At 61.2% G+C, this 23907-nt stretch carries 23 protein-coding genes; 21 read left to right on the top strand and 2 right to left on the bottom strand.

Translation table 11 applies throughout. The annotated features are described in order from the left end of the window. The coding region (locus BLT09_RS34625; protein ID WP_208602518.1) for a hypothetical protein at nucleotides 1–315 on the bottom strand (315 nt) is incomplete at its 3' end. An 83-nt stretch (nucleotides 316–398) separates the two neighbouring features. Between BLT09_RS34625 and BLT09_RS19520 the strand changes: the two genes are divergently transcribed. The 12 genes from BLT09_RS19520 to BLT09_RS19465 all read left to right on the top strand — a co-directional run bounded on the left by BLT09_RS19520 (nucleotide 399) and on the right by BLT09_RS19465 (nucleotide 12268). Further along, nucleotides 399–2429 carry a conjugal transfer protein TraG gene (locus BLT09_RS19520; protein ID WP_091595898.1) on the top strand — a complete coding sequence of 677 codons (2031 nt, stop codon included), beginning with the start codon at nucleotides 399–401 and terminating at the stop codon, nucleotides 2427–2429. A 116-nt stretch (nucleotides 2430–2545) separates the two neighbouring features. Then, nucleotides 2546–2959 (top strand): CopG family transcriptional regulator, encoded by a 414-nt coding sequence (locus BLT09_RS19515; protein WP_029354930.1) that lies wholly within the window; start codon nucleotides 2546–2548, stop codon nucleotides 2957–2959. Next, nucleotides 2956–3924, top strand: a complete 969-nt coding sequence (trbB, locus tag BLT09_RS19510) for a P-type conjugative transfer ATPase TrbB (RefSeq protein ID WP_091595797.1) — start codon at nucleotides 2956–2958, stop codon at nucleotides 3922–3924. Before BLT09_RS19515 ends, trbB begins: the two co-directional genes overlap by 4 nt. A 12-nt stretch (nucleotides 3925–3936) precedes the next feature. Continuing rightward, nucleotides 3937–4245 (top strand): TrbC/VirB2 family type IV secretion system protein, encoded by a 309-nt coding sequence (locus BLT09_RS19505; RefSeq protein WP_024502851.1) that lies wholly within the window; start codon nucleotides 3937–3939, stop codon nucleotides 4243–4245. Further along, nucleotides 4245–4517, top strand: coding sequence for a VirB3 family type IV secretion system protein (locus BLT09_RS19500; protein WP_024502852.1), 273 nt, complete (start codon nucleotides 4245–4247; stop codon nucleotides 4515–4517). The genes BLT09_RS19505 and BLT09_RS19500 overlap by 1 nt, the downstream gene beginning before the upstream one ends. Next, on the top strand, nucleotides 4511–6961 hold the full coding sequence (trbE, locus tag BLT09_RS19495; protein WP_091595795.1) for a conjugal transfer protein TrbE: 2451 nt from the start codon (nucleotides 4511–4513) through the stop codon (nucleotides 6959–6961). The genes BLT09_RS19500 and trbE overlap by 7 nt, the downstream gene beginning before the upstream one ends. After that, nucleotides 6958–7683 carry a P-type conjugative transfer protein TrbJ gene (gene trbJ, locus BLT09_RS19490; protein ID WP_091595793.1) on the top strand — a complete coding sequence of 242 codons (726 nt, stop codon included), beginning with the start codon at nucleotides 6958–6960 and terminating at the stop codon, nucleotides 7681–7683. Before trbE ends, trbJ begins: the two co-directional genes overlap by 4 nt. A gap of 33 nt (nucleotides 7684–7716) precedes the next feature. Beyond that, a complete protein-coding gene (trbL, locus tag BLT09_RS19485; protein WP_091595791.1) occupies nucleotides 7717–9039 on the top strand; it encodes a P-type conjugative transfer protein TrbL in 1323 nt (440 codons plus the stop codon). Next, nucleotides 9040–9765 carry a conjugal transfer protein TrbF gene (trbF, locus tag BLT09_RS19480; RefSeq protein WP_091595789.1) on the top strand — a complete coding sequence of 242 codons (726 nt, stop codon included), beginning with the start codon at nucleotides 9040–9042 and terminating at the stop codon, nucleotides 9763–9765. It begins immediately after the preceding gene. Nucleotides 9766–9773: 8 nt separating this feature from the next. Then, nucleotides 9774–10787 carry a P-type conjugative transfer protein TrbG gene (gene trbG / locus BLT09_RS19475; protein ID WP_164746653.1) on the top strand — a complete coding sequence of 338 codons (1014 nt, stop codon included), beginning with the start codon at nucleotides 9774–9776 and terminating at the stop codon, nucleotides 10785–10787. Between the two features lie 11 nt (nucleotides 10788–10798). Further along, nucleotides 10799–12013 carry a TraB/TrbI/VirB10 family type IV secretion system protein gene (locus BLT09_RS19470; protein ID WP_091595787.1) on the top strand — a complete coding sequence of 405 codons (1215 nt, stop codon included), beginning with the start codon at nucleotides 10799–10801 and terminating at the stop codon, nucleotides 12011–12013. A gap of 12 nt (nucleotides 12014–12025) precedes the next feature. Beyond that, nucleotides 12026–12268, top strand: a complete 243-nt coding sequence (locus tag BLT09_RS19465; RefSeq protein WP_029354949.1) for a DUF2274 domain-containing protein — start codon at nucleotides 12026–12028, stop codon at nucleotides 12266–12268. A gap of 236 nt (nucleotides 12269–12504) precedes the next feature. Here the strand turns inward: BLT09_RS19465 and hemN are convergent, their stop codons facing one another. Further along, the gene (gene hemN / locus BLT09_RS19460; RefSeq protein WP_091595897.1) at nucleotides 12505–13854 is read right to left on the bottom strand and encodes an oxygen-independent coproporphyrinogen III oxidase; all 1350 of its coding nucleotides are present in this window, start codon (nucleotides 13852–13854) and stop codon (nucleotides 12505–12507) included. Between the two features lie 151 nt (nucleotides 13855–14005). Here hemN and BLT09_RS19455 point away from each other — a divergent pair, with 151 nt between their 5' ends. The 9 genes from BLT09_RS19455 to ccoS all read left to right on the top strand — a co-directional run bounded on the left by BLT09_RS19455 (nucleotide 14006) and on the right by ccoS (nucleotide 23283). Beyond that, nucleotides 14006–14749, top strand: coding sequence for a Crp/Fnr family transcriptional regulator (locus BLT09_RS19455; protein ID WP_091595785.1), 744 nt, complete (start codon nucleotides 14006–14008; stop codon nucleotides 14747–14749). A gap of 499 nt (nucleotides 14750–15248) precedes the next feature. Continuing rightward, nucleotides 15249–16868: a cytochrome-c oxidase, cbb3-type subunit I gene (gene ccoN, locus BLT09_RS19450; RefSeq protein WP_091595783.1), complete on the top strand. Its 1620-nt coding sequence runs from the start codon at nucleotides 15249–15251 to the stop codon at nucleotides 16866–16868. Further along, nucleotides 16868–17599 carry a cytochrome-c oxidase, cbb3-type subunit II gene (gene ccoO, locus BLT09_RS19445; protein WP_091595781.1) on the top strand — a complete coding sequence of 244 codons (732 nt, stop codon included), beginning with the start codon at nucleotides 16868–16870 and terminating at the stop codon, nucleotides 17597–17599. The genes ccoN and ccoO overlap by 1 nt, the downstream gene beginning before the upstream one ends. A gap of 11 nt (nucleotides 17600–17610) precedes the next feature. After that, on the top strand, nucleotides 17611–17760 hold the full coding sequence (locus BLT09_RS19440) for a cbb3-type cytochrome c oxidase subunit 3 (RefSeq protein WP_024502864.1): 150 nt from the start codon (nucleotides 17611–17613) through the stop codon (nucleotides 17758–17760). Between the two features lie 2 nt (nucleotides 17761–17762). Then, complete coding sequence (gene ccoP / locus BLT09_RS19435) at nucleotides 17763–18626, top strand: cytochrome-c oxidase, cbb3-type subunit III (RefSeq protein WP_029354960.1); 864 nt, start codon at nucleotides 17763–17765, stop codon at nucleotides 18624–18626. A 166-nt stretch (nucleotides 18627–18792) separates the two neighbouring features. Then, entirely contained in the window at nucleotides 18793–20352 is a 1560-nt protein-coding gene (gene ccoG / locus BLT09_RS19430; protein ID WP_091595896.1) for a cytochrome c oxidase accessory protein CcoG, read from the top strand. Next, nucleotides 20349–20846, top strand: a complete 498-nt coding sequence (locus BLT09_RS19425; protein ID WP_091595779.1) for a FixH family protein — start codon at nucleotides 20349–20351, stop codon at nucleotides 20844–20846. The genes ccoG and BLT09_RS19425 overlap by 4 nt, the downstream gene beginning before the upstream one ends. Next, entirely contained in the window at nucleotides 20843–23131 is a 2289-nt protein-coding gene (locus tag BLT09_RS19420; RefSeq protein WP_091595777.1) for a cation-translocating P-type ATPase, read from the top strand. The genes BLT09_RS19425 and BLT09_RS19420 overlap by 4 nt, the downstream gene beginning before the upstream one ends. After that, nucleotides 23128–23283: a cbb3-type cytochrome oxidase assembly protein CcoS gene (ccoS, locus tag BLT09_RS19415; RefSeq protein WP_084831491.1), complete on the top strand. Its 156-nt coding sequence runs from the start codon at nucleotides 23128–23130 to the stop codon at nucleotides 23281–23283. Before BLT09_RS19420 ends, ccoS begins: the two co-directional genes overlap by 4 nt. The last annotated feature ends 624 nt before the right edge of the window (nucleotides 23284–23907 follow it).

Raw genomic sequence — 23907 nt, 5'->3', positions numbered from 1 at the left:
CTGTTGGAGGATGAACCCGCTTCCCCACCGATGATGGCGTTCGAGCCAGGGGAACTGCGGCAACTGTTGGAAGACGAGCCTGCCTCCACTTGGGCACAAATCAATTCGACCCCACATGCGCGAGCGGACGGTGTTCATCAGCCAGCCCAGGCGCCGTGGCTCCCTGAACGCAGAAGATAACTTTGCGGAGGAGCGGTCACGCAACTGTCGGCGGCGCCGGGCCTCAGGGTGAATGGAAAGGATGGAGTGGCGGATGGTGTCGCGTGAAGGCGCAACACGCGTGCTGACCGACCTGATACGTAGGAAGTCGTTCATTGCTCCCAAATCGTATGTGAGGAACATTCCTGTCCCGGCTGCGCCGCGCGATGCTAGGTCGCGTTGTTCAGCGGGCCAAGCCGATGACACCTACGAAGCTACTGATCGGGCAGATCGCCGTTGTGTGCGCAATTGTCATTATCGGCGTATGGACGGCAACCCAATGGTGCGCTCAAATGCTGACCTACCAGACGCCTCTCGGCGCACCATGGTTTCTCTTCGCCGGCTGGCCAATCTACAAGCCGTGGAAGCTGTTTGAATGGTGGTTCCACTTCGATGCTTATGCGCCGGAGGTCTTCGACAAAGCCGGTACGCTTGCAGGCGCCAGCGGATTCCTGGGCTGTGCCGCCGCAATCGCTGGCTCGCTTTTGCGCGCGCGACAGCGCGGGTCGGTTACGACCTATGGGTCTTCACGGTGGGCCACGACTCATGAGGTCGAGACGGCAGGGTTGTTACGGCCGGCGGGCGTTTTCCTCGGTAGGCTGAACGATCGCTATCTGCGCCATGACGGCCCGGAGCACGTCATGGCATTTGCGCCGACGCGTTCGGGCAAGGGCGTGGGGCTGGTTGTTCCAACGCTACTTTCCTGGACCGGGTCTGCCATCATTCATGATATAAAAGGCGAAAATTGGCAGTTGACCTCCGGCTGGCGGTCGAAATTCTCGTACTGCCTTCTGTTCAATCCGACCGACCCGAGATCGGCACGCTACAACCCGCTGCTGGAGGTACGCAAAGGCCCAGATGAGATCCGAGACGTTCAAAACATCGCCGACATCCTCGTCGATCCCGAGGGCGCGCTGGAGCGACGGAACCACTGGGAGAAGACCAGCCATTCACTCCTAGTTGGCGCCATTTTGCACGTGCTCTACGCTGAAGAGGAAAAGACGCTGGCCCGCGTCGCCACCTTCCTGTCGGACCCGCAACGCTCGTTTGCCGCAACGCTACAGCGGATGATGACGACAAACCATCTCGGGACGGGGCATAACCCTCAGGTCCATCCCGTAGTGGCCTCGGCGGCTCGCGAACTCCTGAACAAGTCGGAGAACGAGCGCTCAGGCGTCCTCTCGACCGCCATGTCCTTTCTCGGGCTTTATCGTGATCCAACGGTCGCGACGGCCACTTCGTCCTGCGACTGGCGCATCGCTGACCTAGTGGATGGAGAGCGACCGCTGTCGCTCTATCTGGTCGTGCCGCCTTCGGATATCTCGCGCACCAAGCCTTTGGTGCGACTGATCTTGAACCAGATCGGCAGGCGGTTGACGGAGCGCCTGGAGGGGGACCCGAAGAAGAGCCGTAAGCATCAACTGCTCATGATGCTGGACGAGTTTCCGGCGCTCGGTCGCCTCGACTTCTTCGAGACGGCGCTCGCCTTCATGGCAGGTTATGGCATTCGCTCCTATCTGATCGCACAATCTTTGAACCAGGTTTCAAAGGCCTATGGCGAGAACAATGCTATTCTCGACAATTGCCACGTGCGAATTGCCTTTTCCTCCAATGACGAACGCACGGCCAAGCGCATCTCGGATGCCCTCGGCACCGCAACCGAACTTAGGTCGATGCGCAACTATGCGGGCCATCGGCTTGCGCCCTGGCTTTCGCATGTCATGGTGAGCCGCCAGGAAACCGCGCGCCCGCTCCTGACGCCAGGCGAGGTGATGCAATTGCCGCCGTCAGACGAATTGGTCCTGGTTTCTGGGTTGCCGCCGATCCGCGCCAAGAAGCTGCGCTATTATCAGGATCAGAATTTCACAGACCGGGTGCTGCCTGCGCCGGTGCTGCGCGACGGTCCCTATGCGGACTGCCCTGCATCACGCCCGGACGGCTGGACTGGACAAGTGTGCAGCGTCGATAGCCGACTTGCTGCGGACGACGAAAGCGCCGACGCGCCAGTTGAAGACGAGGGAGGCGTTCAGCAGCAACGCCATCCAAGCCTGCCCGTAGAAGACGTTGTTGTCTCTCAAGAGCCCGATCAGGCCGATCTGTTGAAGCCCGCAGACGATGACAGCGAAGCGCTCGCGGACAAGCGTGTCATGGATCGGATTTCCACTGCGGCCCGCGCCTACGGTATCAACGAGGGCAGGGGCGACGACAAGGATGTCATTCCCGGCTTCTGAAGTCCGCTGAGTTGCAGAGCGCATCTCAGCGTAGATAACGGCCATAAGCAATTTTGAGCGTCTGGCCGATCCTTCTCCCGTCGCCGGCGCAACGCCGGGCCGTCGGAACGAGCCGCATGAAGCCCCACCGCATTCGCCATCAGTTTCTGCTTGAGCCGGAGCTCAGCGAGAAACTGGACAACCTCAGTCGCGATCCGTCAACGACCAAATCAGCGATCGTGGCGAAGGCGGTCGAGGCGTTCATCGAGCGGCGTGGCGAGAACGAGTTCGATCGGCGCTACGGCGTAAGGCTTGACCGGCTCTCCCGCGACCTTGCCCACGTCAGGCGCGATGCCGAGGTGATCCTGGAGAGTCTGGCGCTCTTCATCCGCTTTTCGATCACGCTTCATGCCCACACGCCTGTGCCGGACAGGGCGACCCAGGCGATTGCCCAGGAGCGTTTTGACAAATTCGTTGAGCAGGTCGGCCGCCAGATCGCTTCCGGCAAAAGGTCGCTTAGCAAAGACAATGGTGGGGGAGGGGAAGGATGAGCTCTCATCCCGAGGCCGACCACCGGCGGCGTGTCATGCTGCGCACCGCCCTGGGTCCGGCAATCACCGAAGCCCTTGCCGATCCGTCCGTCATCGAGGTGATGGTCAATCCCGACGGTGCGCTGCGGCTCGACCGGCTGGGCGAGGGCCGAGTCAATACGGGCGTGCATCTGCACCCGTCCGAGGCGGAACGCATCATCCGCCTGGTCGCCTCCCATGTGCGGGTCGAGGCGCACGCGGACAATCCGATTGTCAGTGCCGAACTGCCGTCGGGCGAGCGCTTCGAGGGTCTGCTGCCGCCGGTCGTGCTCGCGCCATGCTTTGCCATCCGTAAACCAGCGGCAAAGCTCTACACGCTGGCCGACTATGTCGCGGACCGGATCATGCTGCCGCTGCAGGTCGATGTGCTCAAGAGGGCAGTCCGCGAGCGGCGCAACATCCTGGTCGCCGGCGGCACGTCTTCGGGCAAGACAACCCTTGCCAATGCGCTGCTGGCGGAGGTCGCAGAATGCGACGAGCGGGTGATCCTCATCGAGGACACGCGCGAACTGCAGTGCGCGGCCAGGGACTGCGTTGCCCTGAGAACGAGGCGGGGCTCGGTCACCCTTGCCGATCTCGTGCGCTCAACGCTGCGGCTCAGGCCCGACCGCATCATCGTCGGCGAAGTAAGAGGTGCGGAAGCACTCGACATGCTGAAGGCATGGAACACCGGGCACCCCGGCGGCATCGCCACGGTTCACGCCAATTCGGCGCGCTCCGCACTCTACCGTATCGAGCAGCTCGCACAGGAAGCAGTCGTCACCGTTCCCCGCCGCCTCATCGCCGATGCCGTCGACCTGCTCGTCTTCATCGCCGGCCGCGGCTCGTCGCGCCACATCGACGCAATCGCCGAGGTCACCGGTCTCGACGGCAGCGGCGATTACGCCGTTGCCCCGCTCACGCTTTCGCAACTCCAGCAGCTTTGAAAGGCCTTCCTCATGCGCAAGAAGCTTCGCTTTCTTTCGTCCACAGCGCTCGCGTTTCTTATCACGGCCCCCGTTTATGCGGCCGGCTCCGGCATGCCGTGGGAGCAGCCGCTGCAGCAGATCCTGGAGTCGGTGCAGGGACCGGTCGCCAAGATCGTTGCGGTGATCATCATTATCACCACCGGCCTGACGCTTGCCTTCGGCGACACCGCCGGTGGTTTTCGGCGCCTGATTCAGATCGTCTTCGGTCTGTCGATCGCCTTCGCGGCATCGAGCTTCTTCCTCTCCTTCTTCTCCTTCGGTGGTGGGGCGCTCGTCTGATGGCCGCCGGGGAGCAGCATATCGAGGGCTTCGCAGTACCGGTCCACCGGGCGCTGACCGAGCCGATCCTGCTCGGCGGGGCTCCGCGCGCGGTGGCGATCCTCAACGGTACAGTGGCCGCGGCCATTGGCTTCGGCTTGCAGCAATGGATTGCTGGTCTGGTGCTTTGGATCGCGGGCCACTCGTTAGCGGTCTTTGCCGCAAGACGCGATCCGGACTTCGCCAGCGTGCTTGTGCGCCACCTTCGTCTGAAGGGGTGGCTTGCATGCTGAACCTTTCGGAATATCGAAGCAAAGCCGACCGGCTTGCCGACCATCTACCCTGGGCTGCCTTGGTGGCGCCCGGCATCGTGCTCAACAAGGACGGCAGCTTTCAGCGGACGTTGCGGTTCCGCGGCCCGGATCTCGAAAGTGCGACGGAGGCTGAACTCGTCGGCATTTGCGGCCGGGCGAACAATGCTCTCAGACGCCTTGGCTCTGGCTGGGCATTGTTCTTTGAGGCCGAGCGCATAGAAGCGCTGGGCTATCCGAACTCGCATTTTCCTGACGCCGCGTCGTGGCTGGTCGACGAAGAACGCCGCGCTGCTTTCGAGGGGAAGGTAGCGCACTACGAGAGCCGCTATCATGTGACCTTAGTGTTTATGCCACCGCCCGACGCCCAGGCGCGCGCGGAAAGCGCGCTCGTCGACTCTCATTATTCCCAAGGAGAAAGAGACTGGCGCCAGGATCTGGCGAGGTTCCGTGACGAGACCAACCGCGTGCTCGATCTCTTCTCGGGCTTCATGCCCGAAGTACGCGTCCTCGATGATGCTCAGACGTTGACCTATCTCCACGGCACGATTTCGCCTCGACGCCATCCTATCATGGTCCCGGAAACGCCGATATATCTGGATGCCATCCTGGTCGATGCGCCGCTTGCCGGTGGCCTGGAGCCGATGCTGGGTGAGCAGCATCTTCGCACACTGACCATCCTCGGCTTTCCGAACCTCACCCGGCCCGGGATTCTCGATGCCCTCAATCATCAGGATTTCGCCTATCGCTGGATGACGCGCTTCATTCCGCTCGAGAAAACGGAAGCCACGAAGACGCTGACGCGGTTGCGCCGGCAGTGGTTTGCCAAGCGCAAATCGATCGTGGCAATCCTACGCGAGGTCATTACCAACGAGCCGGTCCCGCTTGTCGACAGCGATGCCGACAACAAGGCGCTCGATGCCGACGAAGCCCTTCAGGCATTGGGCGGCGATCATGTGAGCTTCGGCTATCTCACCACGACCGTGACGGTGTGGGGCGAGGATCGCCAAGCCGCTGCAGAGAAGCTTCGCGCGGTCGAGCGCATCATCAATGGGATCGGTTTCACCACGATCCGAGAAGGCGTCAATGCGGTCGAGGCTTGGCTCGGCTCATTGCCTGGCCATGTCTACGCTAACGTTCGCCAACCGCTCGTTCATACTTTGAACCTTGCCCATCTCATGCCGCTGTCGTCGGTTTGGGCCGGTCCTGCGACAAACGAGTATCTCGCGAAAGTCACCCAAACCGAAGCGCCACCGCTTCTCGTTGCCGAGACCAGCGGGTCGACACCGTTTCGGCTTTCCACCCACGTCGAAGATGTCGGCCACATGCTGGCTGTTGGTCCGACCGGCGCCGGCAAGTCGGTTCTGCTTGCTCTGATTGCTCTGCAGTTCAGGCGCTATGCCGGCGCCCAGGTTTATGTCTTCGACAAAGGCAATTCGGCCCGTGCTGCAACACTTGCCATGGGTGGAGAACACCACGCGCTAGGAGCGGACGGTTCCCTTGCCTTTCAGCCACTGCGCAGCATCAACGACCAGGCTAGCCGAAGCTGGGCGGCCGAATGGATCGCCAGCCTTATTGCCCACGAGAACGTCACCGTCACGCCGGAGGTGAAGGAGGCTATCTGGTCAGCGCTGGCCAGCCTTGCCACCGCGCCGGCGCAGGAACGCACACTGACCGGCCTTTCGGTCCTGCTTCAATCCAATGCGCTGAAGTCCGCATTGATGCCCTACACGCTCGACGGTCCCTTCGGCCGCCTGCTCGATGCCGATCATGATGGGCTGGCCTTGTCGGATGTGCAGTGTTTCGAGACCGAGGAGCTGATGCACAGCCAAGGCGCTTTGCTGCCGGTGCTTACCTATCTGTACCAGCGACTTGAGGAACGGTTCGACGGACGGCCCACGCTGATCATGCTCGACGAGGCGTGGGTCTATCTCGACAATCCGCTGTTCGCCGCCCGCATCCGCGAATGGCTGAAGGTGCTGCGAAAGAAGAACGTGTCGGTTGTCTTCGCTACGCAGTCGCTGGCTGATATCGCGGGCTCTGCCATAGCGCCGGCAATCATCGAAAGCTGCCCGCAGCGCATTTTCCTTCCCAATGATCGTGCCGTGGAACCCCAGGCGCGCACAGCCTACGAACGCTTCGGTTTAAGCGAGCGGCAGATCGAATTGATCGCCCGCGCCACGCCGAAGCGTCAGTATTATCTGCAATCGCGCCGCGGCAACCGTCTGTTCGAGCTCGGGCTTGGCCCCATCGCTCTTGCGCTTTGCGGTGCTTCCGATCCGGCCACGCAGACTCTGATCGACAGGATCCTGTCCGAAGACGGGCAAGGCAGCTTTGCCTCGCAGTTCCTGATCGCGCGCGGCCTCGATTGGGCCGGCGAACTTCTCAAGCAATTCCCTCAACCAGACAAGGAGCAATTAGCATGATGCGGCGACGCCTTCTCTCCGGCCTGATCACCGTTTCCCTGATCGCCAAGCCTATGGCCGACTATGTGCAGCCCGCCTACGCCCTTATCGTGTTCGATCCGTCCAATTATGCGCAGAACGTGCTGACGGCCGCGCGCGCCCTGGAGCAGATCAACAACCAGATCCAGTCGCTGCAGAATCAGGCGACCATGCTGCAGAACATGGCGCGCAATCTTCAGCGTCTGGATTTCTCTTCCGTTGGCCAACTCACCGGTTCGCTCCATCGCATCGACGGCTTGATGGACCAGGCGAGTGGCCTCAGCTTTGATCTGGGCAAGCTTCAAGACCAGTGGCGCAGCCAATATCCGGAAAGCTACGACGCCACGATCAAGGTCAGCGATGTGGCGAGTGCTGCGCGCGAGCGTTGGCAAAGCGCCATGCAGGCGTTCCGCCAGACCATGGGGGTCCAGTCGCAAATCGTCGAGAACGTCCGCGCCGACGGCGATCTGCTCGCCGATCTCGTCAACCGCAGCCAAGGGGCGGCCGGTGCGCTTCAGGCAAGCCAGGCCACCAACCAGCTGATAGCGCTTTCGACAAAGCAGCAGATGCAGATCCAGACGCTGCTCGCAACGCAGTTTCGAGCTGAGGCCGAGGATGCCGCCCGCAAGGCCCAGTCAGAGGAAGCCGCCCGCGAGATGACGAAGCGATTCTTGGGTACCGGCTCGGCTTATCCCGGCAATTAATCACGAGTTCATCACGACGAGGAAGGCAGCGGCATGAACGACCTTGGCGTCATCGATCGCTTCATGGAGACCTTCATCCGCTACATCGACAGCGGGTTCGGTCTGCTCTCGGGCGACGTCGCCTTCCTCACTACCATTCTGATCGGCATTGACATCACACTTGCCGGCCTGGCGTGGGCGCTCGGCGAGGAGACCAGCGTTCTCGGCCGGCTTGTCCGCAAGGTGCTCTATGTTGGCGTCTTCGCCTTCATCCTGAACAATTTCAAGAACCTCGCCGATATCATTTATCGTTCTTTTGCCGGTCTCGGGATTAATGCGTCGGCCGGCAATCTGTCGGCAGACAATCTCCTGCGCCCGGGCCGCATTGCCGCGACCGGTTTCGAAGGTGCTTGGCCAATGCTTGACCAAGCCAGTCAGCTCCTGGGCTTCCCGGAAATCTTCGGCAACGCACTGACCATCTTCGTGCTGCTGATGGCCTGGTTCCTGGTCATCATCGCCTTCTTCATCCTTTCCATCCAGCTTTTCATCACCATCCTTGAGTTCAAGCTCACCACGCTGGCAGGTTTTGTTTTGGTTCCATTCGCACTTTGGAACCGTTCAGCGTTCCTGGCCGAACGCGTGCTCGGCCATGTTATCTCGTCAGGCATCAAGGTGATGGTGCTCGCCGTCATTGTCGGCATCGGCTCCACGCTCTTCGGGGAGTTCGCTTCCGCATTGCAAGGCAAGGAGCCGGATCTGGCCGCTGCCATGTCCCAGGTACTGGGCGCACTGGCACTGCTTGGCCTTGGCATTTTTGGGCCGGGGATCGCGTCGGGTCTTGTCTCAGGCGCACCGCAGCTTGGCGCGGGCGCCGCCCTCGGCACGACCGCGGCGGCAGCGGGTGTATCACTCGTTGCTGGAGGCACGGCATTTTCTGGCGCGCGTATGGCAACCAGCGGCGGTCTCGCCGCCATCCGCGCCGGCACAACAATGGGATCGGCTGCTTCCACGTCCTGGCAGATCGGGCGCGCAACCTCGCCCGACGTTGGCCTCTCCGGTGTGGCTGCTGGAATGCATGGTGTAACCAGTGCCGCTGGCGGCGCCGCTATACGCGTAGCGCGATCCGCCACTGCAAGTGTTGGGCGCAACGCCGATGCCGGGCGCGATGCCGCGTGGACCGCGACCGGCGGCACGCCGACCGCGTCAATGACCGAGCGCTCTGCCGGTTCGGCCACTGTTTCGGCGCCGACGTGGGCAAGGCGCCTACGTTCTGAACAGACCGCCCGTGCACATCGCCACGCTGCCATGCAAGCTGTCCGAGACGGAGACCGGCCGGGAGGCAGCGCCAACCCCTCTCTCAACGACAAGGATGACTAGATGCTCTTCAAGCGACCCGTGCACCGTTACGGCAAAACACCCGAACCGGTCACGCCGTATCAAAAAGCCGCCCAGCTGTGGGACGAGCGCATCGGCTCATCTCGACTGCAGGCCAGGAACTGGCGGCTCATGGCCCTTGGGTGCCTGGCCTTGGCGACCGGACTTTCCGGCGGACTCGTATGGCAGTCGATGCAAAGCCGTGTCGTGCCTTACGTCGTCGAGGTCGATGGCTTCGGCGAGACGCGCGCCGTCGCGCCGGCAATCCGGAATTATGAGCCCTCGGATGCTCAGATCGCCTGGCATCTCGGCCGCTTCATCCAGAATGTCCGTTCCGTTTCCACCGATCCGGTTTTGGTACGGCAGAACTGGTTCGCAGCTTACGACTTTGCTAGCGATCGCGCAGCGCTCTTCCTCAACGAATACGCCAAGGCGAACGACCCCTTCGGTCAGATCGGAACGCGCAGTGTCTCGGTACAGGTCACCAGCGTGGTCAGGGCCTCCGAAAGTTCATTCCAGGTCAAATGGACCGAGCAGGTGTTTGAGCGCGGAAGCCTTGCCAGCACGATGCGCTGGACTGCGATCCTCACGATCGTGATCCGCTCGCCAAGCAATACGGATCAGCTGCGCAAGAATCCGCTCGGCGTCTTCATCAACGCCATTGACTGGTCACGCGAGCTCGACAGCGCCGTCCCACCCCCCCCTTTCTCCGACGGAGTCCACCAATGAAAGATAAAATGTCACCGATTCGTGCCGTGCTGATCCTATCGGTGTCGGCAGCGGTCGTTTCCGCTTGTGCATCGAAGAAGGTGCCGCCGCCTGAGATTTCCTATGACGCTGCTGACTTCAAACCGGCCGCGATCGAGAAGGCGCCGGAGAGGCCGATTAGAATTGTCGAGGTGCCAAAACCACTGCCGCTGCCTGGCCAATTGCAGCCCGAGTCCGGCAAGGCCGAGGACAAGCGCCCCCCTGAAGAACGCGTCGCTGATGCCAACAAAGCCGCGACCCAGCAACCCACCAAGTACGGGTATGTTAATGCCGTGCAAGTCTACCCCTTCACCGATGGCGCGCTTTATCAGCTCTATGCCGCGCCGGAGCGCGTGACCGACATCGCTCTGCAGCCGGGCGAGAAACTAACCGCCGTGTCGGCTGGCGACACCGTGCGCTGGGTCATAGGCGATACCGCAAGCGGCACCGGTGACAATCAGCGCACCCATGTTCTGGTGAAACCCTTCGCGCCGGGTCTTGCCACCAATGTCGTCATTACGACGGACCGGCGGACCTATCATTTGCAGCTTCAAAGCACCGAGAAGACAGCAATGGCGGCAATCTCCTGGACCTACAGCCAAGACCAGATCATCGCGCTTCGCCAGCGCAATGCTCAAGCCGAGGCAGTTACACCGGTCGCGTCGAATATCGCGCTCGAAAACCTTCGCTTTCGCTACTCGATCAGTGGCGACACACCGCCCTGGAGACCGACGCGAGCCTTCGACGACGGCAGCAAGGTCTATATTGAGTTCCCTCGTCGCATAGATCAGGGCGAGGCGCCACCACTCTTCATCGTCGGCGCAGATGGGAGCAGCGAGCTCGTCAACTATCGCGTGCGCGGCAACTATTACATCGTCGATCGGCTCTTCGCCGCGGCCGAACTTCGCCTCGGCACCAAGCAGCAGCAGGTGATCCGCATCAGCAGGATTGACGACAGGCAACCGCTACGGCGGATCTCGCTCTTTTCGCGTTCCAGCCGGTGAGGTGAGGGCTCATGATCGAAAATTCCCGCTCTGGCATCCCGCCGAAACTGGATCCCGAGGAACTGCAGCTTCGGGCCTCTCCCCGCCGCGTGGTGCGGTTCAGGCGCGGTGTGATCATCGCGATCGCAGCGCTCGGATCCGGCGCTGTGTTCGGCGTTGCCATGATGGCGCTCCAGGGGCCGGCCCTTCGCATCAGGGATCAGGCGGAAGATCCCTACAGCACTGAGCGCAAACCAACCGTCGAGGGACTCGATACGCTTCCCCATGACTATTCCGGCATGAAGCCGAAGCCTCCCGTCCTTGGGCCACCTTTGCCGGGCGACCTCGGTCGCCCCATCCTCGAGCGGCAGCGCCAGCTCGGCATCGTGCCGGGTCAAGACATCTCGGCCGAGGAGCAGCGTCTAGCGCAGCAGGCGATCGAAGCGCGTGAATCGCAGGTGCTTTTCCGCGTCGAAAATCGAGCTCAACAGACAGATGTCGGTGAGAGCGTGCAAACTGCTCAGCATCCATTTGAGGCACTTCCCCAATCCGAAGCAGCACGCGCGTCAGCCTCGGTGGCGCCGGCGGAAGGCGACCAGAACAATCAGCAGCGAAAGCTTGATTTCCTCAGCCAGCGGAGCACTGGCGGGATCTACAATCCGCATGCGCTGCAGACGCCGATCTCGCCGTATCAACTGATGGCTGGCAGCGTGATTGCCGCCAGCCTGATCACCGGCATCAATTCCGATTTGCCGGGCCTTGTCGTCGCGCAAGTCACCGAGAATGTGCACGACACGGTCACGGGCAACATATTGCTGATTCCGCAGGGCTCACGTCTTATCGGCGTCTACGACAGCGTCGTCGCGTTCGGGCAAAAGCGAGCGCTGCTGGTCTGGCAGCGCATTCTGCTGCCCGACGGCTCGTCGGTCGAAATCGACAATCTGCCCGCGAGCGACACCGCCGGCTACGCAGGGCTGGAAGACAAAGTCGATTTCCACACCTGGCAGCTGATCAAGGGGGTGGCGCTTGCCACATTGCTCGGTGTCGGCACGGAATTCAGCCTCGGCGAAAACGAGAGCGATCTGGTCAAGGCGATCCGGGAATCAGCCCAGCAGAACGCCAGTCGAGCCGGCCAGCGCATCACCGAAAAAAACCTCAATATCCAGCCCACCATCATCGTCCGCCCAGGTTGGCCACTGCGCGTCATCGTGCACAAGGACATCGTGCTGCGGCCATACGCGAGTTGAGCAGGAGTTACCATGGCTGACCTGAAACTTGGAAAGCTTCCAGACCGAACAGCTTCGAAGATCACCATTACCGTCAGCGCGGAGCTGGGCCAAACACTCAAGGAGTATGCTGCACTTTACCGTCAGACCTATCGTCAGTCTGAAACCGTGGCAGAACTCATCCCTTTCATGCTGGCGGCGTTTCTGGAAGGCGACCGAGCCTTTGCCAAGGCCCGAAAAGAAGGTCTGCCGACGGAGCTTGCCGAAAAATCGTGACTCCTCCGCTAGAGGCAGCTGGAACATTGCCTAGCTGTCGCGGCCTACCTGCTCCTCGCGAAGCATAGGATCAAACACCTTGGAATGCAGGTATGCGTAAGAGAGGATGTGGAAGGAAATACCGCGCAACAGCCTAAGTTTGCATTTTCGATTGGATGCGGTAGTCGCCTATGAGCGGTCAAAATGAAACGCAGCTGGTTCGCGATCGACCAAACGGCGAGCGCACTGTGCTTTGCTCAGACCGCCACCGAGTGCCTCGCCGTTCCCCCTTTGAAATATGTATCGAACTTGGCCGCGATGGTTCGAACGAAGGGGCGACTTTCAGCCCGTACGACGAAACTGTCGCCATCGAATTCAAGCGCTCGGGCAGGATCGTGGAGGGCGATGGACCTCGAGCGATGAAGGAGCTTCTCGCCGGCTTTGCCGAACCGCTCCACCAGATCGACTGCCGAGAAGGCAAAATCACACATCAGCCGCTCGATTATCCAGCCACGGACGCGATCGTCGTCGGAAAGGGCAACGCCCCGGACGGCAGCCAACCCGCCATCCGCAACCATGCGCCCGTACCCGGCAGTCGAAGCCATGTTCTGCACGTAGCCTTGGCGAAAACGACCGATGGACGAAGGGCCAAGTCCGATCAGTGTCGGGCAGCGATCCTCGGTGTAGCCCTGAAAATTGCGATGCAAAACCCCTGCGCGGGCCGCTATGGCCAGCGCATCGTCGGGCTTCGCGAAATGATCGAGTCCTATTGCCTCATATCCCTTGGCGACAATTGCCCGCGCCGCGAGTTGAGATTGGGCGAAACGCTCGGTGGGACTCGGCAGCCATGCCTCGTCGATCATCGTCTGATGCTTCTTGAACCAGGGCACATGTGCGTAGCCGAACAGAGCCATCCGGTCTGGTTCCAAGGTCAGTGCCTGCGCCACCGTGGAACAGATCGTCTCGCGTGTCTGATTCGGGAGCCCGTAGAGCAGGTCCAGATTGACCGATTCAACGCCCCGCGAACGAACCCCGTCGACGACTGCCTTGGTCTGCAAAAAACTTTGCTCACGATTAATTGCTTTTTGCACTTGCGGATCGAAATCCTGCACGCCGAGGCTCGCCCGCGTTACGCCGATTTGAGCAAGCGCATCAAGGCGCGCCTTGTCCATGTCGTTGGTTCCGATTTCGATGCTGACCGTAGCATCCGGGAGAAGGTCGAAGCTGTCCCGCAAGGCCGCTCCAAGAGCAACCATGTCATCGGGCCTCAGCATCGTTGGCGAACCGCCACCGAAGTGGATTGCACGGACATGTGCCTTGCCGCTCACCAGACCGGCAATCGTGACGATTTCGGCATTCAGCGAGCGCAGATAAGCGGCCACCGGCTCATATTGGTGCGTCTGCTTGGTGTGACAGGCGCAGAACCAGCAGAGCTTGTCGCAGTAAGGAATGTGCAAATACAGCGAGATTTCGTCGCCACTTTCCAGCGCCTCCAACCAGCCACGGTAAATGGCAGCATCGACCCCGGAATGGAAATGCGGCGCCGTCGGATAGCTTGTGTAGCGTGGGACGTTCTCGCTGAGTTTGACAGCTATTTCCGATTGCATCTCGCGTTCACCGTGTTGCCCGCCGAACACTGCACGCATCGCTGAAGCAGACCCTGATCTCGATCAGCCGCGCGCATGGACAAACCGCCGCAGGACTTCTCTACCCTGGATGGGTATCCTGCCGGCAGTTAGGATCGGGTAAAGCGAACGCATGACCTTTCGGCAAGACATTCATACTTCCGGCATTCCTGTTCTTTGCCTCCCTTGCGAGGCACGGCGTCGCGGTGTCTGCGGTGCGCTCGATCCAGACAATTTGGTTGGGCTCGCCAAGACTTGCTCGCGTCGCCGGATCGAGTCAGGAATGGAGTTGACCGGCGAGGCACAGAACGTCGACAGCTACTCGAACGTGCTTTCAGGCGTGGTAAAGCTATCAAAGAGCCTGTCGGATGGGCGCCAGCAGATCGTCGGTCTCCAGTTTGCACCGAATTTTCTGGGACGTCCTTTCAAGGTGGAAAGCTCGATCAATGCGGAAGCGGCAACAGCAGTCACGCTGTGCTCGTTTCCGCGAGCGGCCGTCGAACGGATGATGAAGGCGTCACGGGAATTCGAGCATCGCCTGCTCAAACAGACGCTGAATGAACTCGATGAGGCGCGCGAGTGGATGGTGACGCTGGGGCGCAAGACAGCTCCGGAAAAGGTGGCGAGTTTTCTCCTCATGATGGCCCGGAATATCGATTCCAGTCTCGACGCGGCTTCCAGGTCAGCGTCCTTCGATCTGCCGCTGACGCGTGCCGAAATCTCTGATTTCCTTGGAATTACCAACGAAACCGTGAGCCGCCAACTGACGCGATTGCGGGCTGACGGGGTGATTCGGATTGAGAACGCACGCCATGTGACGGTGGACAGCATAAGCCGTCTGGAGAAGCGCTGTGGCGGCGGACGCGAGCGGCCCTAAGCGGCGAGGCCCATGTCGCATGGCTCCGGGGCGGGCCGTGCTTGCCTTCTAATGCGATGTCGCCGCGCCTTCGAAGAAGCGGCGTCACGGTCGAGACAGACAGCTTTCGGGCTTTGATAGGGACGACGACCAATCGCCAGGTGTGTTTCGGCACATACCGGCGAAGCACGGTCCTTAAGCTGCCACGGCTCGGCCGAACGATCGCGTTCGTTTCCAATGGGATCCGAACAACGTTTGGCAGGGCATCGGCAATAGCATCCAACGCGTCGCAGAGCCTCAGCTTTCGCCTCAATCGATCGCGTCTGCGCCCGCCCAACCCAGGGAACGCCTTCCATGAGGGGGTGAGCCCGCGCTGCGTTCCTCGTTCATTCGCCACCTGCTGATTGCGCCGCCGACACAAAATCGTGCGGCCTGACATAGATCAGGGCGAGGGGGCGGCGGCTGCGCAATTAGTGCGCTGCGGATTTGGCATCCACCAGATTCGAGATCGGGATCTGCAATGAAATTCGGCACAGAGATCGTCCTTCTAAGCGTGTTCGCTTTTGCGGCCCTGGTGGCCGCCGGCTTCGGCGTGGATGAACCTTTCCGCCGACATATGTGGGTGTTGTTCTTCGCAGTGGCTGGTTTCACTGCGATCCTGTTGCGCAACACGGAGTTCAAGCCAGCAGCTCCGATTGACCCATCCGCTTACATGGATGGTCCGATCCGCTACGGCGCGATCGCCACCGTGTTCTGGGGTGTCGTCGGGATGCTGGTCGGCGTGGTGATCGCGCTTCAGCTCGCCTATCCCGATCTCAACATCCAGCCCTGGTTCAATTTCGGCCGTTTGCGGCCGCTGCATACATCCGGTGTCGTCTTCGCCTTCGGTGGCAACGCGCTGCTTTGCACGTCTCTGTATGTCGTGCAGCGCACCTGCCGCGCCCGCCTCTTCGGCGGTGATCTCGCCTGGTTCGTCTTCTGGGGCTACCAGCTGTTCATCGTCATGGCCGCGACCGGCTATCTGCTCGGCATCACCGAGGGCCGCGAGTACGCCGAACCCGAATGGTATGTGGATGTCTGGCTGACCATCGTCTGGGTCGCCTACCTCATTCTGTTCCTTGGCACGATCCTGAAGCGCAAGGAACCGCATATCTACGTCGCCAACTGGTTCTACCTGTCGTTCATCGTGACCATCGCGATGCTGCATGTGGTCAACAACCTGTCGATGCCAGTCTCGTTCCTGGGCTCCAAGAGCTACTCCGCCTTTTCCGGGGTCCAGGACGCGCTGACCCAATGGTGGTACGGCCACAACGCGGTCGGCTTCTTTCTCACCGCCGGCTTCCTTGGCATGATGTATTATTTCGTGCCCAAGCAGGCGAACCGGCCAGTCTATTCGTACCGGCTGTCGATCGTCCATTTCTGGGCGATCATCTTTCTCTACATCTGGGCTGGCCCGCATCACCTGCACTACACCGCCTTGCCAGATTGGGCGCAGACGCTCGGCATGGCGTTCTCGATCATGCTGTGGATGCCGTCCTGGGGCGGCATGATCAACGGCCTGATGACGCTGTCCGGCGCCTGGGACAAGCTGCGCACCGATCCGATCATCCGCATGATGGTGATGGCCGTCGCCTTCTATGGCATGTCGACCTTCGAAGGCCCGATCATGGCGATCAGGGCGGTCAATTCGCTGTCGCATTATACCGACTGGACCATCGGCCACGTCCATTCGGGCGCGCTCGGCTGGGTTGGCATGATCTCGTTCGGCGCAATCTACTACATGGTGCCGAAGCTCTGGAACCGTCACCGGCTCTACTCGCTGCGGCTCGTCACTTGGCACTTCTGGCTGGCGACACTCGGGATCGTCGTCTACGCCTCGGTCATGTGGGTGTCAGGCATCATGCAGGGCCTGATGTGGCGTGAATACGACCAGCAGGGCTTCCTGGTCTATTCCTTCGCCGAAACCGTCGCTGCCATGCACCCATACTACGTCATGCGCGCCATCGGTGGGGCCATGTACCTCTCCGGCGCCCTTATCATGGCCTGGAACATCACCATGACCATCCTCGGCCACCAGCGCGAGGAGGAGCCGATGCCGAGCCCCGTCGCCATCCGACCTGCGCGATCAGGAGCCAGGTAATGGGCTTGATGGACAAACACGCAATCATCGAGAAGAACGCCACGCTTCTTCTCGTTGGCTCGCTGCTCGTGGTGACGGTCGGCGGTATCGTCGAGATAGCGCCTCTCTTCTATCTCGACAATACGATCGAGAAGGTGGAAGGCATGCGCCCCTATTCGCCGCTCGAACTTGTCGGGCGCAACATCTATATGCGCGAGGGCTGCTTTCTCTGCCATAGCCAGATGATCAGGCCGTTCCGCGACGAAGTTGAGCGCTATGGCCACTACAGCCTGGCTGCCGAGTCCATGTACGATCACCCCTTCCAGTGGGGATCGAAGCGCACCGGGCCGGATCTCGCCAGAGTTGGCGACCGCTACTCGAATGCATGGCATGTCGCGCATCTTACCGACCCGCGCTCGGTGGTGCCGGAATCGATCATGCCGAGCTATGGGTTCCTGAAAGACACGCCGATCGACGTGAAGGATTTCTCGACGCATCTGGTCGCCAACAGGCGTGTAGCCGTCCCTTACACCGATGACATGATCGCGCACGCCAATGCGGATCTGGCGGCGCAGGCCGATCCCAATGCCGACACATCAGGCCTTGAGGCGCGTTACCCCAAAGTCAAGATCGGCGACTTCGACGGCAACCCGCAACAGGTCACCGAAATGGATGCCCTGCTCGCCTACCTGCAGATGCTTGGCACACTGGTCGACTTCAAAAATTACGACGAAGCCGCCGGCTACCGCTGAGGAGAACGCTGATGACCTACAATTTGATGCGGGCGTTTGCCGACAGCTGGGGCCTGGTTGCGATGGCGCTGTTCTTCGTCGGGTGCATCGCCTTTGCCCTACGCCCCGGCAGCCGAAGGCTGGCCGACGAAGCTGCCCGCATTCCGCTCGAGGACGAGTGATCATGAGCGACGAGCACATCGATGAGGTCTCCGGCGTCTCAACCACCGGCCATGAATGGGACGGCATCAGGGAGCTCAACAATCCTCTGCCGCGATGGTGGGTGATTACCTTCTACGTCACCATAGCGTGGGCGCTCGTCTATACGACCGCATACCCGGCATGGCCGATGCTGACCTCGGCAACCAAGGGCATGCTCGGCTATTCAAGCCGTAAGGACGTCAAGAACGACCTTGCCGCGGCCGAGGCCGCCAAGGGCAAGTATGTTGCAGCCATCCAGGCAAAGAGCGTCTCGGAGATCTTGACCGACGATGCCTTGCGCGAATTCGCGGTCGCTGCCGGGGCTGCCGCGTTCAAGGTCAACTGTACGCAATGCCACGGCTCCGGCGCTCAGGGGTCGAAGGGCTTTCCCAACCTGAATGACGATGACTGGCTCTGGGGCGGCAGCCCCGACCAGATCAAGCAGACGATCACGCACGGCCTCCGCTTTGCTTCCGATCCGGACACGCGACTGTCAGAAATGCCGGCCTTCGGCGACATCATCACCGCCGACCAGATCGCACAAGTCAGCGCCTACGTGGCCAGCCTTTCCGGCAAGGTCCGCGATGCAAGTCTGATCCAACCCGGCGCCAAGGTCTTTGCCGAGAACTGCGTCGCTTGTCACGGCGACAATGCAAAAGGCAACAGGGAATTCGGCGCCCCCGACCTGACTGACGCGATCTGGCTTTACGGGTCCGGCGAGACGGCCATCGCCGCCCAGGTTCGTGCGCCAAAGCAGGGCGTCATGCCGGCCTGGGTTGGCCGTCTCGGCGAGATCAAGGTCAAGGAACTTGCAGTTTATGTCCATTCGCTTGGCGGCGGAGAATAGGAATGGAAGCCCTATTCTTCGGTCACCCCTGCCAAGCGGACGAGGCCCGGCGCGAGCCGGGCCTCGACACCATTCCTAATGCGATCTGCACAACCCGGCAAGGCTGTCCTACCGCGAGGCTTTTCGACAGGTGCCCCTGACATTGGCTGGGAAAGTGGAGTTGCACGTGCGTGACAAGACGCAGTTGACACGGCTCGAAACAGAAACTGTCAATGCCGCCAAAACCCGCAAGCCCCTTTATGCCGCGCGTCAAAAGATCTTTCCGAAGCGCGCCTCGGGCAACTTTCGCCGCTTCAAATGGCTGGTGATGACGATCACACTTGGCATCTATTACCTGACTGCGTGGCTGCATTGGGATCGTGGCCCATTTGCCCCGGACCAGGCCGTGCTGCTCGATCTCACCAATCGGCGCTTCTACTTTTTCTTCATCGAGATCTGGCCGCAGGAATTCTTCTATGTGGCCGGCCTCCTGGTCATGGCCGGTGTTGGACTTTTCCTGATTACCTCTGCTGTCGGCCGTGCCTGGTGCGGCTATGCATGTCCGCAGACCGTGTGGGTCGATCTGTTCCTTGTCGTCGAGCGTGCGATTGAGGGGGACCGCAACGCCCGCATGAAACTCGATGCCGGCCCCTGGACCGCCCGCAAGCTGATGCTGCGGGTCTCGAAACACGCCATCTGGCTTGTCATAGGGGCGGCGACCGGTGGCGCCTGGATTTTCTATTTCGCTGATGCACCAACACTTGTGGGCGAGCTTTTCACCGGTACCGCCGCACCTGTCGCCTACATCACCATCGCCGTGCTGACGGCGACGACCTACACCTTCGGCGGCCTGATGCGCGAACAGGTCTGCACCTATATGTGCCCATGGCCGCGCATCCAGGCAGCCATGCTCGATGAGAATTCGCTCACCGTCACCTACAATGACTGGCGCGGCGAGCCGCGATCGCGCCACGCCAAGAAGGTGCAAGCCTCGGGGCAGTCCGTCGGCGACTGCGTCGACTGCAATGCCTGCGTCGCGGTCTGCCCAATGGGAATCGACATTCGCGACGGCCAGCAGCTCGAATGCATTACCTGCGCGCTGTGTATCGACGCCTGCGACGGCGTCATGGACAAGCTCGGCAAGGAGCGCGGGCTGATCTCCTACGCGACGCTCTCCGACTACAACGCCAACATGATGCTGGCGACCGCAGGCGGCTCCAGTTCAATCAATCCGTCGCTGGTCAGGACTGCTGTCGGCACCTTCTGCGATCAGGTGGCGCATTTTCACATTCGCAAGATCTTCCGGCCGCGCACCTACGTCTACATGGGCTTGTGGTCGCTGATCGGGCTGGGCCTGCTCTATTCGCTGCTGACGCGCGATCGGCTCGAACTGAACGTGCTGCATGACCGCAATCCGCAATTCGTCACACTATCCGATGGCTCCATCCGCAATGGCTATAGCGTCAAGCTGCTCAACATGATCCCTGAGCCAAGGACAATCGTCGTCACCATGCAGGGTCTGGAGGGTGCCGACATGGTCGTCGTCGGCGACGACATCCCGGCCGGCCGGTCTTTCGCCATCCCGGTCGAACCCGACCGCCTGAAAACGTTGAAGGTCTTCGTTCGCCAACCGGCGGACCAGATCCACGCCCCGGCACAGACCTTCAAGTTCCGTGTCGAGGATAAGGCGAGCTTCGAGTCGAACGAGTACGCCGCCACATTCAACGCGCCAGAGGCCGCCAAATGACCGCCAATGCCCAAAAGCCTCGCGAATTCACCGGCAGGCACATGCTGGCCATCATTCTCACCTTCTTCGGGGTGGTCATCGCGGTCAACCTGACCATGGCCACGCTCGCCAATACGAGTTGGACCGGCCTCGTCGTCGAGAACACCTATGTGGCCAGCCAGCAATTCAACAAGGAGGCCGAGGCCGGCCGCGCTCAAGCAGCGCTCGGTTGGACCGGCAAGCTGACCATCGCATGGGGCGAAGTCCGCTACAGCCTCTCCGACGCTGCAGGCAAGCCGGTTCCTCTGCACGGCGTCAAGGTGCTGTTTCGTCATCCCGCCTACGAGAAAGAGGACAAGTCCGTCACGCTCGCCCTCGCCTCCGGCCAGGAGTTCGCCGCCCAGCATATGCCGAAGGACGGCGTCTGGATCGTCGAAGTCGACACCGATGCCGGCCTGACACGACCCTATCGCGACGTCCGCAGGATTATGATTTCTCATGGAGCGCTGCAATGAGCTGTTGTGCACCGGGCGCTGAAATGGCGCTGGATCTGAACGGCGCCACGTCGGTCCTGCCATCCAGCCAGGAGATCAGGTTGGCGAGCCGATCGCTTGGCGATGATCTTCGGCAGACCGATCTTTCAGTGCCGACGGTTCATTGCGCCGCCTGTATCCAGACGATCGAGGCGGCACTTGGAAAGCTCGATCACGTCGAAAGCGCGCGCGTCAACCTGTCGACGAAGCGGGTCGCGGTCCGGTGGCGAGGAGACGAGGTGCCACCCTTCGTCGCCGCGCTTGGCAGGCTGGGCTACGAGGCGCATCTGTTCACACCCGAGGTCGATGACAAGGACAAGACGCTTGCCGAACTGATCCGCGCTGTCGCTGTTGCCGGCTTTGCGGCGGGGAACATCATGCTGCTTTCGGTCTCTGTCTGGTCCGGCGCCGAAGGTGCTACCCGCGACCTGTTTCACTGGGTCTCGGCGCTGATCGCCATTCCTGCCCTCGCCTTCGCCGGCGGAATCTTCTTCCGTTCGGCCTGGAATGCTTTGCGCCATGGTCGCATGAATATGGACGTGCCCATCGCGGTCGGTGTTTCGCTCGCCTATGCCATGAGCCTCTATGAGACGATCAATCATGGCGACCACGCCTATTTCGACGCGTCGGTATCGCTGCTGTTCTTCCTTTTGATCGGGCGCACGCTGGATCATGTGATGCGGGAGCGTGCCCGGACTGCCGTGAAGGGCCTGTCTCAGATGGCCGCGCGTGGCGCAATGGTGATGCGCGGCGACGGCGCGCGCGACTATCTGCCGGTCGGCGAGATCGAACCAGGCATGCGGTTGTTGATCGCGGCCGGTGAGAGGATCCCCGTCGACGGCAAGATCATCCAGGGAACGTCGGATCTCGACTGCTCGCTGGCCTCAGGCGAAAGCACGCCGAAAAACGTGGCGCCGGGCGAAGCAGTACAGGCCGGCGTGCTCAATCTTACCGGCCCGCTGACGATCCAGGCGACAGCCGCCGCAAAGGATTCGTTCCTGGCGGAGATGGTTCGGCTGATGGAATCCGCCGAGGGCGGTCGCGCGCACTATCGCCGCATCGCTGATCGCGTGTCGGCACTCTACGCGCCCCTGGTTCATCTCACCGCCTTCGTGACATTCCTGGGCTGGATGGCGGCGACCGGCGACTGGCACCGGGCGATGACGATCGCCATCGCTGTTCTCATCATCACATGCCCCTGCGCGCTCGGCCTCGCCGTGCCGATCGTCCAAGTGGTCGCGGCGCGGCGGCTTTTCGAGAGCGGTATCATGGTCAAGGACGGTTCGGCCATGGAGCGCCTCGCGGCGATCGATACTGCCGTGTTCGACAAGACCGGCACGCTCACGCTCGGCCAGCCCCGGCTGGTCAATGCGGACTCGATTGATCCGGGCATGCTGGCAATCGCCGCCGACATGGCCGCGCATTCGCGTCACCCGTTTTCAAAGGCCATGACCGGCTTTGCCGCTCCTGGCGGGCAACACAAATTCGATGCCGTCACAGAGCATCCGGGGTTCGGGATCGAAGCCACTGTCGCCGGAAGCACCTGGCGGCTGGGTCGACGCGGATGGGCTGGATGGAAGGCCCGGACCGGAGGTGAAGGCAAACATGGCTATGGTGGAACGGCCCTGACAAAAGACGGGTTCATTGTCGCGACCTTCGATTTCGAGAATGCGCTGCGCGCCGACGCGGCGGCGGCGATCAAGCGATTGAACGATGCCGGGGTGTCGATGCAAATGCTGTCGGGCGATACCGCCGCAGCCTGCGCCGAAGTGGCAAAGCTGCTGGATATCGACGACTTCGTTCCGTGCCTGCTGCCATCGGGCAAGCTCGAACGCATCGAAACCCTCGCGAAAGTTGGGCACAAGGTTCTGATGGTTGGCGACGGCCTCAACGATACGCCGGCCCTGAGCGCGGCGCATGTCTCGATCGCACCGGCCACCGCCGTCGACATTGGCCGCAACGCGGCAGACTTCGTCTTCCTGCGCGAAAGCCTCCTGGCGGTGCCGCTCGCCCTGGGCGTCTCGCGCAAGGCAGGAAACCTGATCCGGCAGAACATCGCAATCGCAATCGTCTACAATGCGGTGGCAGTACCAATCGCCATCCTCGGGCACGTCACGCCTTTGATAGCGGCGATTGCCATGTCTGCCTCATCGCTGCTTGTTATTGGAAACGCATTGCGCTTGCACGGCTTCATGGCGAATGCGACGGTGCAAGTTATTCAAAAAGTCAGACGCTCCGCAGTCGGCTATTCGGCACAATCCTCGTGACGACCTTGCTCTATCTCATACCAGTGGCCCTTTTTCTGGGTGCACTGGGCCTGTCCGGCTTCGTCTGGGCATTGCGAAGCGGTCAATACGAAGATCTCGACGGAGCCGCCGAGCGGATACTAATTGATCGGGACGACAAACCGGGACGCTGATTTCAATCCGCTGTGCATAAGATGCGCGGATCCCGCTCGTCAGTCGAGCCGGCTCGGTCGGGAACAAGCTGTCCATGCTCCATGACCAGCTTGACCTAAGCTGGGCACTACATTGATTTGTGAAAATCCACTGTCGTGCGAAGGACTGCCTTCCCATGCACCCAGTATGAGGCGGCTGATGCCGCGAGAGTACCTCGCGCGGCCGGACGAGCTTCGCACTGTGCGCACGGGTAACAAGTTGAGCGTCGCGATCGATCACCCGAGCGTGAACTACCAGTGCCGGTTGATCGTGCCCTGGCTGATCCAGATCAGGGTCATATTCGCATCAGTGGTGCTTTATAGGCCAGTCTTCGAAGGAGAATGCATGACTTATGTATCGCGGCCAGACGCGTCCACCTCTGATGGTTGCATGCTTCATTGCCGATCCATGCCAATTTCCGGCCCTGCGCCTTGCAGCAATGCGGTCACCGAAACTCAGCGCAGATCACGGTGTTCCGCACGTGGTATCCACTCGTCACGACGATAATAATAGGCAGAATCCCATGAGCGCCGTTCACATCATCGACTGCCACAACGCGAATGACTACTTCGCCGACAGGGCGGACGGACCGATCACACAGAAGA

The sequence above is a fragment of the Mesorhizobium muleiense genome, from assembly GCF_900099905.1.
In the GTDB taxonomy this organism is placed as follows: Bacteria; Pseudomonadota; Alphaproteobacteria; order Rhizobiales; family Rhizobiaceae; genus Mesorhizobium; species Mesorhizobium muleiense.
The sequence above is the reverse complement of the archived record's forward strand: the minus strand, read 5'-3'. Positions and strand labels throughout refer to the sequence as shown.

Bases quoted from the DNA above. Each gene is read 5' to 3' on its own strand.
- BLT09_RS19520 (WP_091595898.1), top strand. From the start codon at position 399: ATGACACCTACGAAGCTACTGATCGGGCAGATCGCCGTTGTGTGCGCA.
- BLT09_RS19515 (WP_029354930.1), top strand. From the start codon at position 2,546: ATGAAGCCCCACCGCATTCGCCATCAGTTTCTGCTTGAGCCGGAGCTC.
- trbB (WP_091595797.1), top strand. From the start codon at position 2,956: ATGAGCTCTCATCCCGAGGCCGACCACCGGCGGCGTGTCATGCTGCGC.
- BLT09_RS19505 (WP_024502851.1), top strand. From the start codon at position 3,937: ATGCGCAAGAAGCTTCGCTTTCTTTCGTCCACAGCGCTCGCGTTTCTT.
- BLT09_RS19500 (WP_024502852.1), top strand. From the start codon at position 4,245: ATGGCCGCCGGGGAGCAGCATATCGAGGGCTTCGCAGTACCGGTCCAC.
- trbE (WP_091595795.1), top strand. From the start codon at position 4,511: ATGCTGAACCTTTCGGAATATCGAAGCAAAGCCGACCGGCTTGCCGAC.
- trbJ (WP_091595793.1), top strand. From the start codon at position 6,958: ATGATGCGGCGACGCCTTCTCTCCGGCCTGATCACCGTTTCCCTGATC.
- trbL (WP_091595791.1), top strand. From the start codon at position 7,717: ATGAACGACCTTGGCGTCATCGATCGCTTCATGGAGACCTTCATCCGC.
- trbF (WP_091595789.1), top strand. From the start codon at position 9,040: ATGCTCTTCAAGCGACCCGTGCACCGTTACGGCAAAACACCCGAACCG.
- trbG (WP_164746653.1), top strand. From the start codon at position 9,774: ATGTCACCGATTCGTGCCGTGCTGATCCTATCGGTGTCGGCAGCGGTC.
- BLT09_RS19470 (WP_091595787.1), top strand. From the start codon at position 10,799: ATGATCGAAAATTCCCGCTCTGGCATCCCGCCGAAACTGGATCCCGAG.
- BLT09_RS19465 (WP_029354949.1), top strand. From the start codon at position 12,026: ATGGCTGACCTGAAACTTGGAAAGCTTCCAGACCGAACAGCTTCGAAG.
- hemN (WP_091595897.1), bottom strand. From the start codon at position 13,854: ATGCAATCGGAAATAGCTGTCAAACTCAGCGAGAACGTCCCACGCTAC.
- BLT09_RS19455 (WP_091595785.1), top strand. From the start codon at position 14,006: ATGACCTTTCGGCAAGACATTCATACTTCCGGCATTCCTGTTCTTTGC.
- ccoN (WP_091595783.1), top strand. From the start codon at position 15,249: ATGAAATTCGGCACAGAGATCGTCCTTCTAAGCGTGTTCGCTTTTGCG.
- ccoO (WP_091595781.1), top strand. From the start codon at position 16,868: ATGGGCTTGATGGACAAACACGCAATCATCGAGAAGAACGCCACGCTT.
- BLT09_RS19440 (WP_024502864.1), top strand. From the start codon at position 17,611: ATGACCTACAATTTGATGCGGGCGTTTGCCGACAGCTGGGGCCTGGTT.
- ccoP (WP_029354960.1), top strand. From the start codon at position 17,763: ATGAGCGACGAGCACATCGATGAGGTCTCCGGCGTCTCAACCACCGGC.
- BLT09_RS19425 (WP_091595779.1), top strand. From the start codon at position 20,349: ATGACCGCCAATGCCCAAAAGCCTCGCGAATTCACCGGCAGGCACATG.
- BLT09_RS19420 (WP_091595777.1), top strand. From the start codon at position 20,843: ATGAGCTGTTGTGCACCGGGCGCTGAAATGGCGCTGGATCTGAACGGC.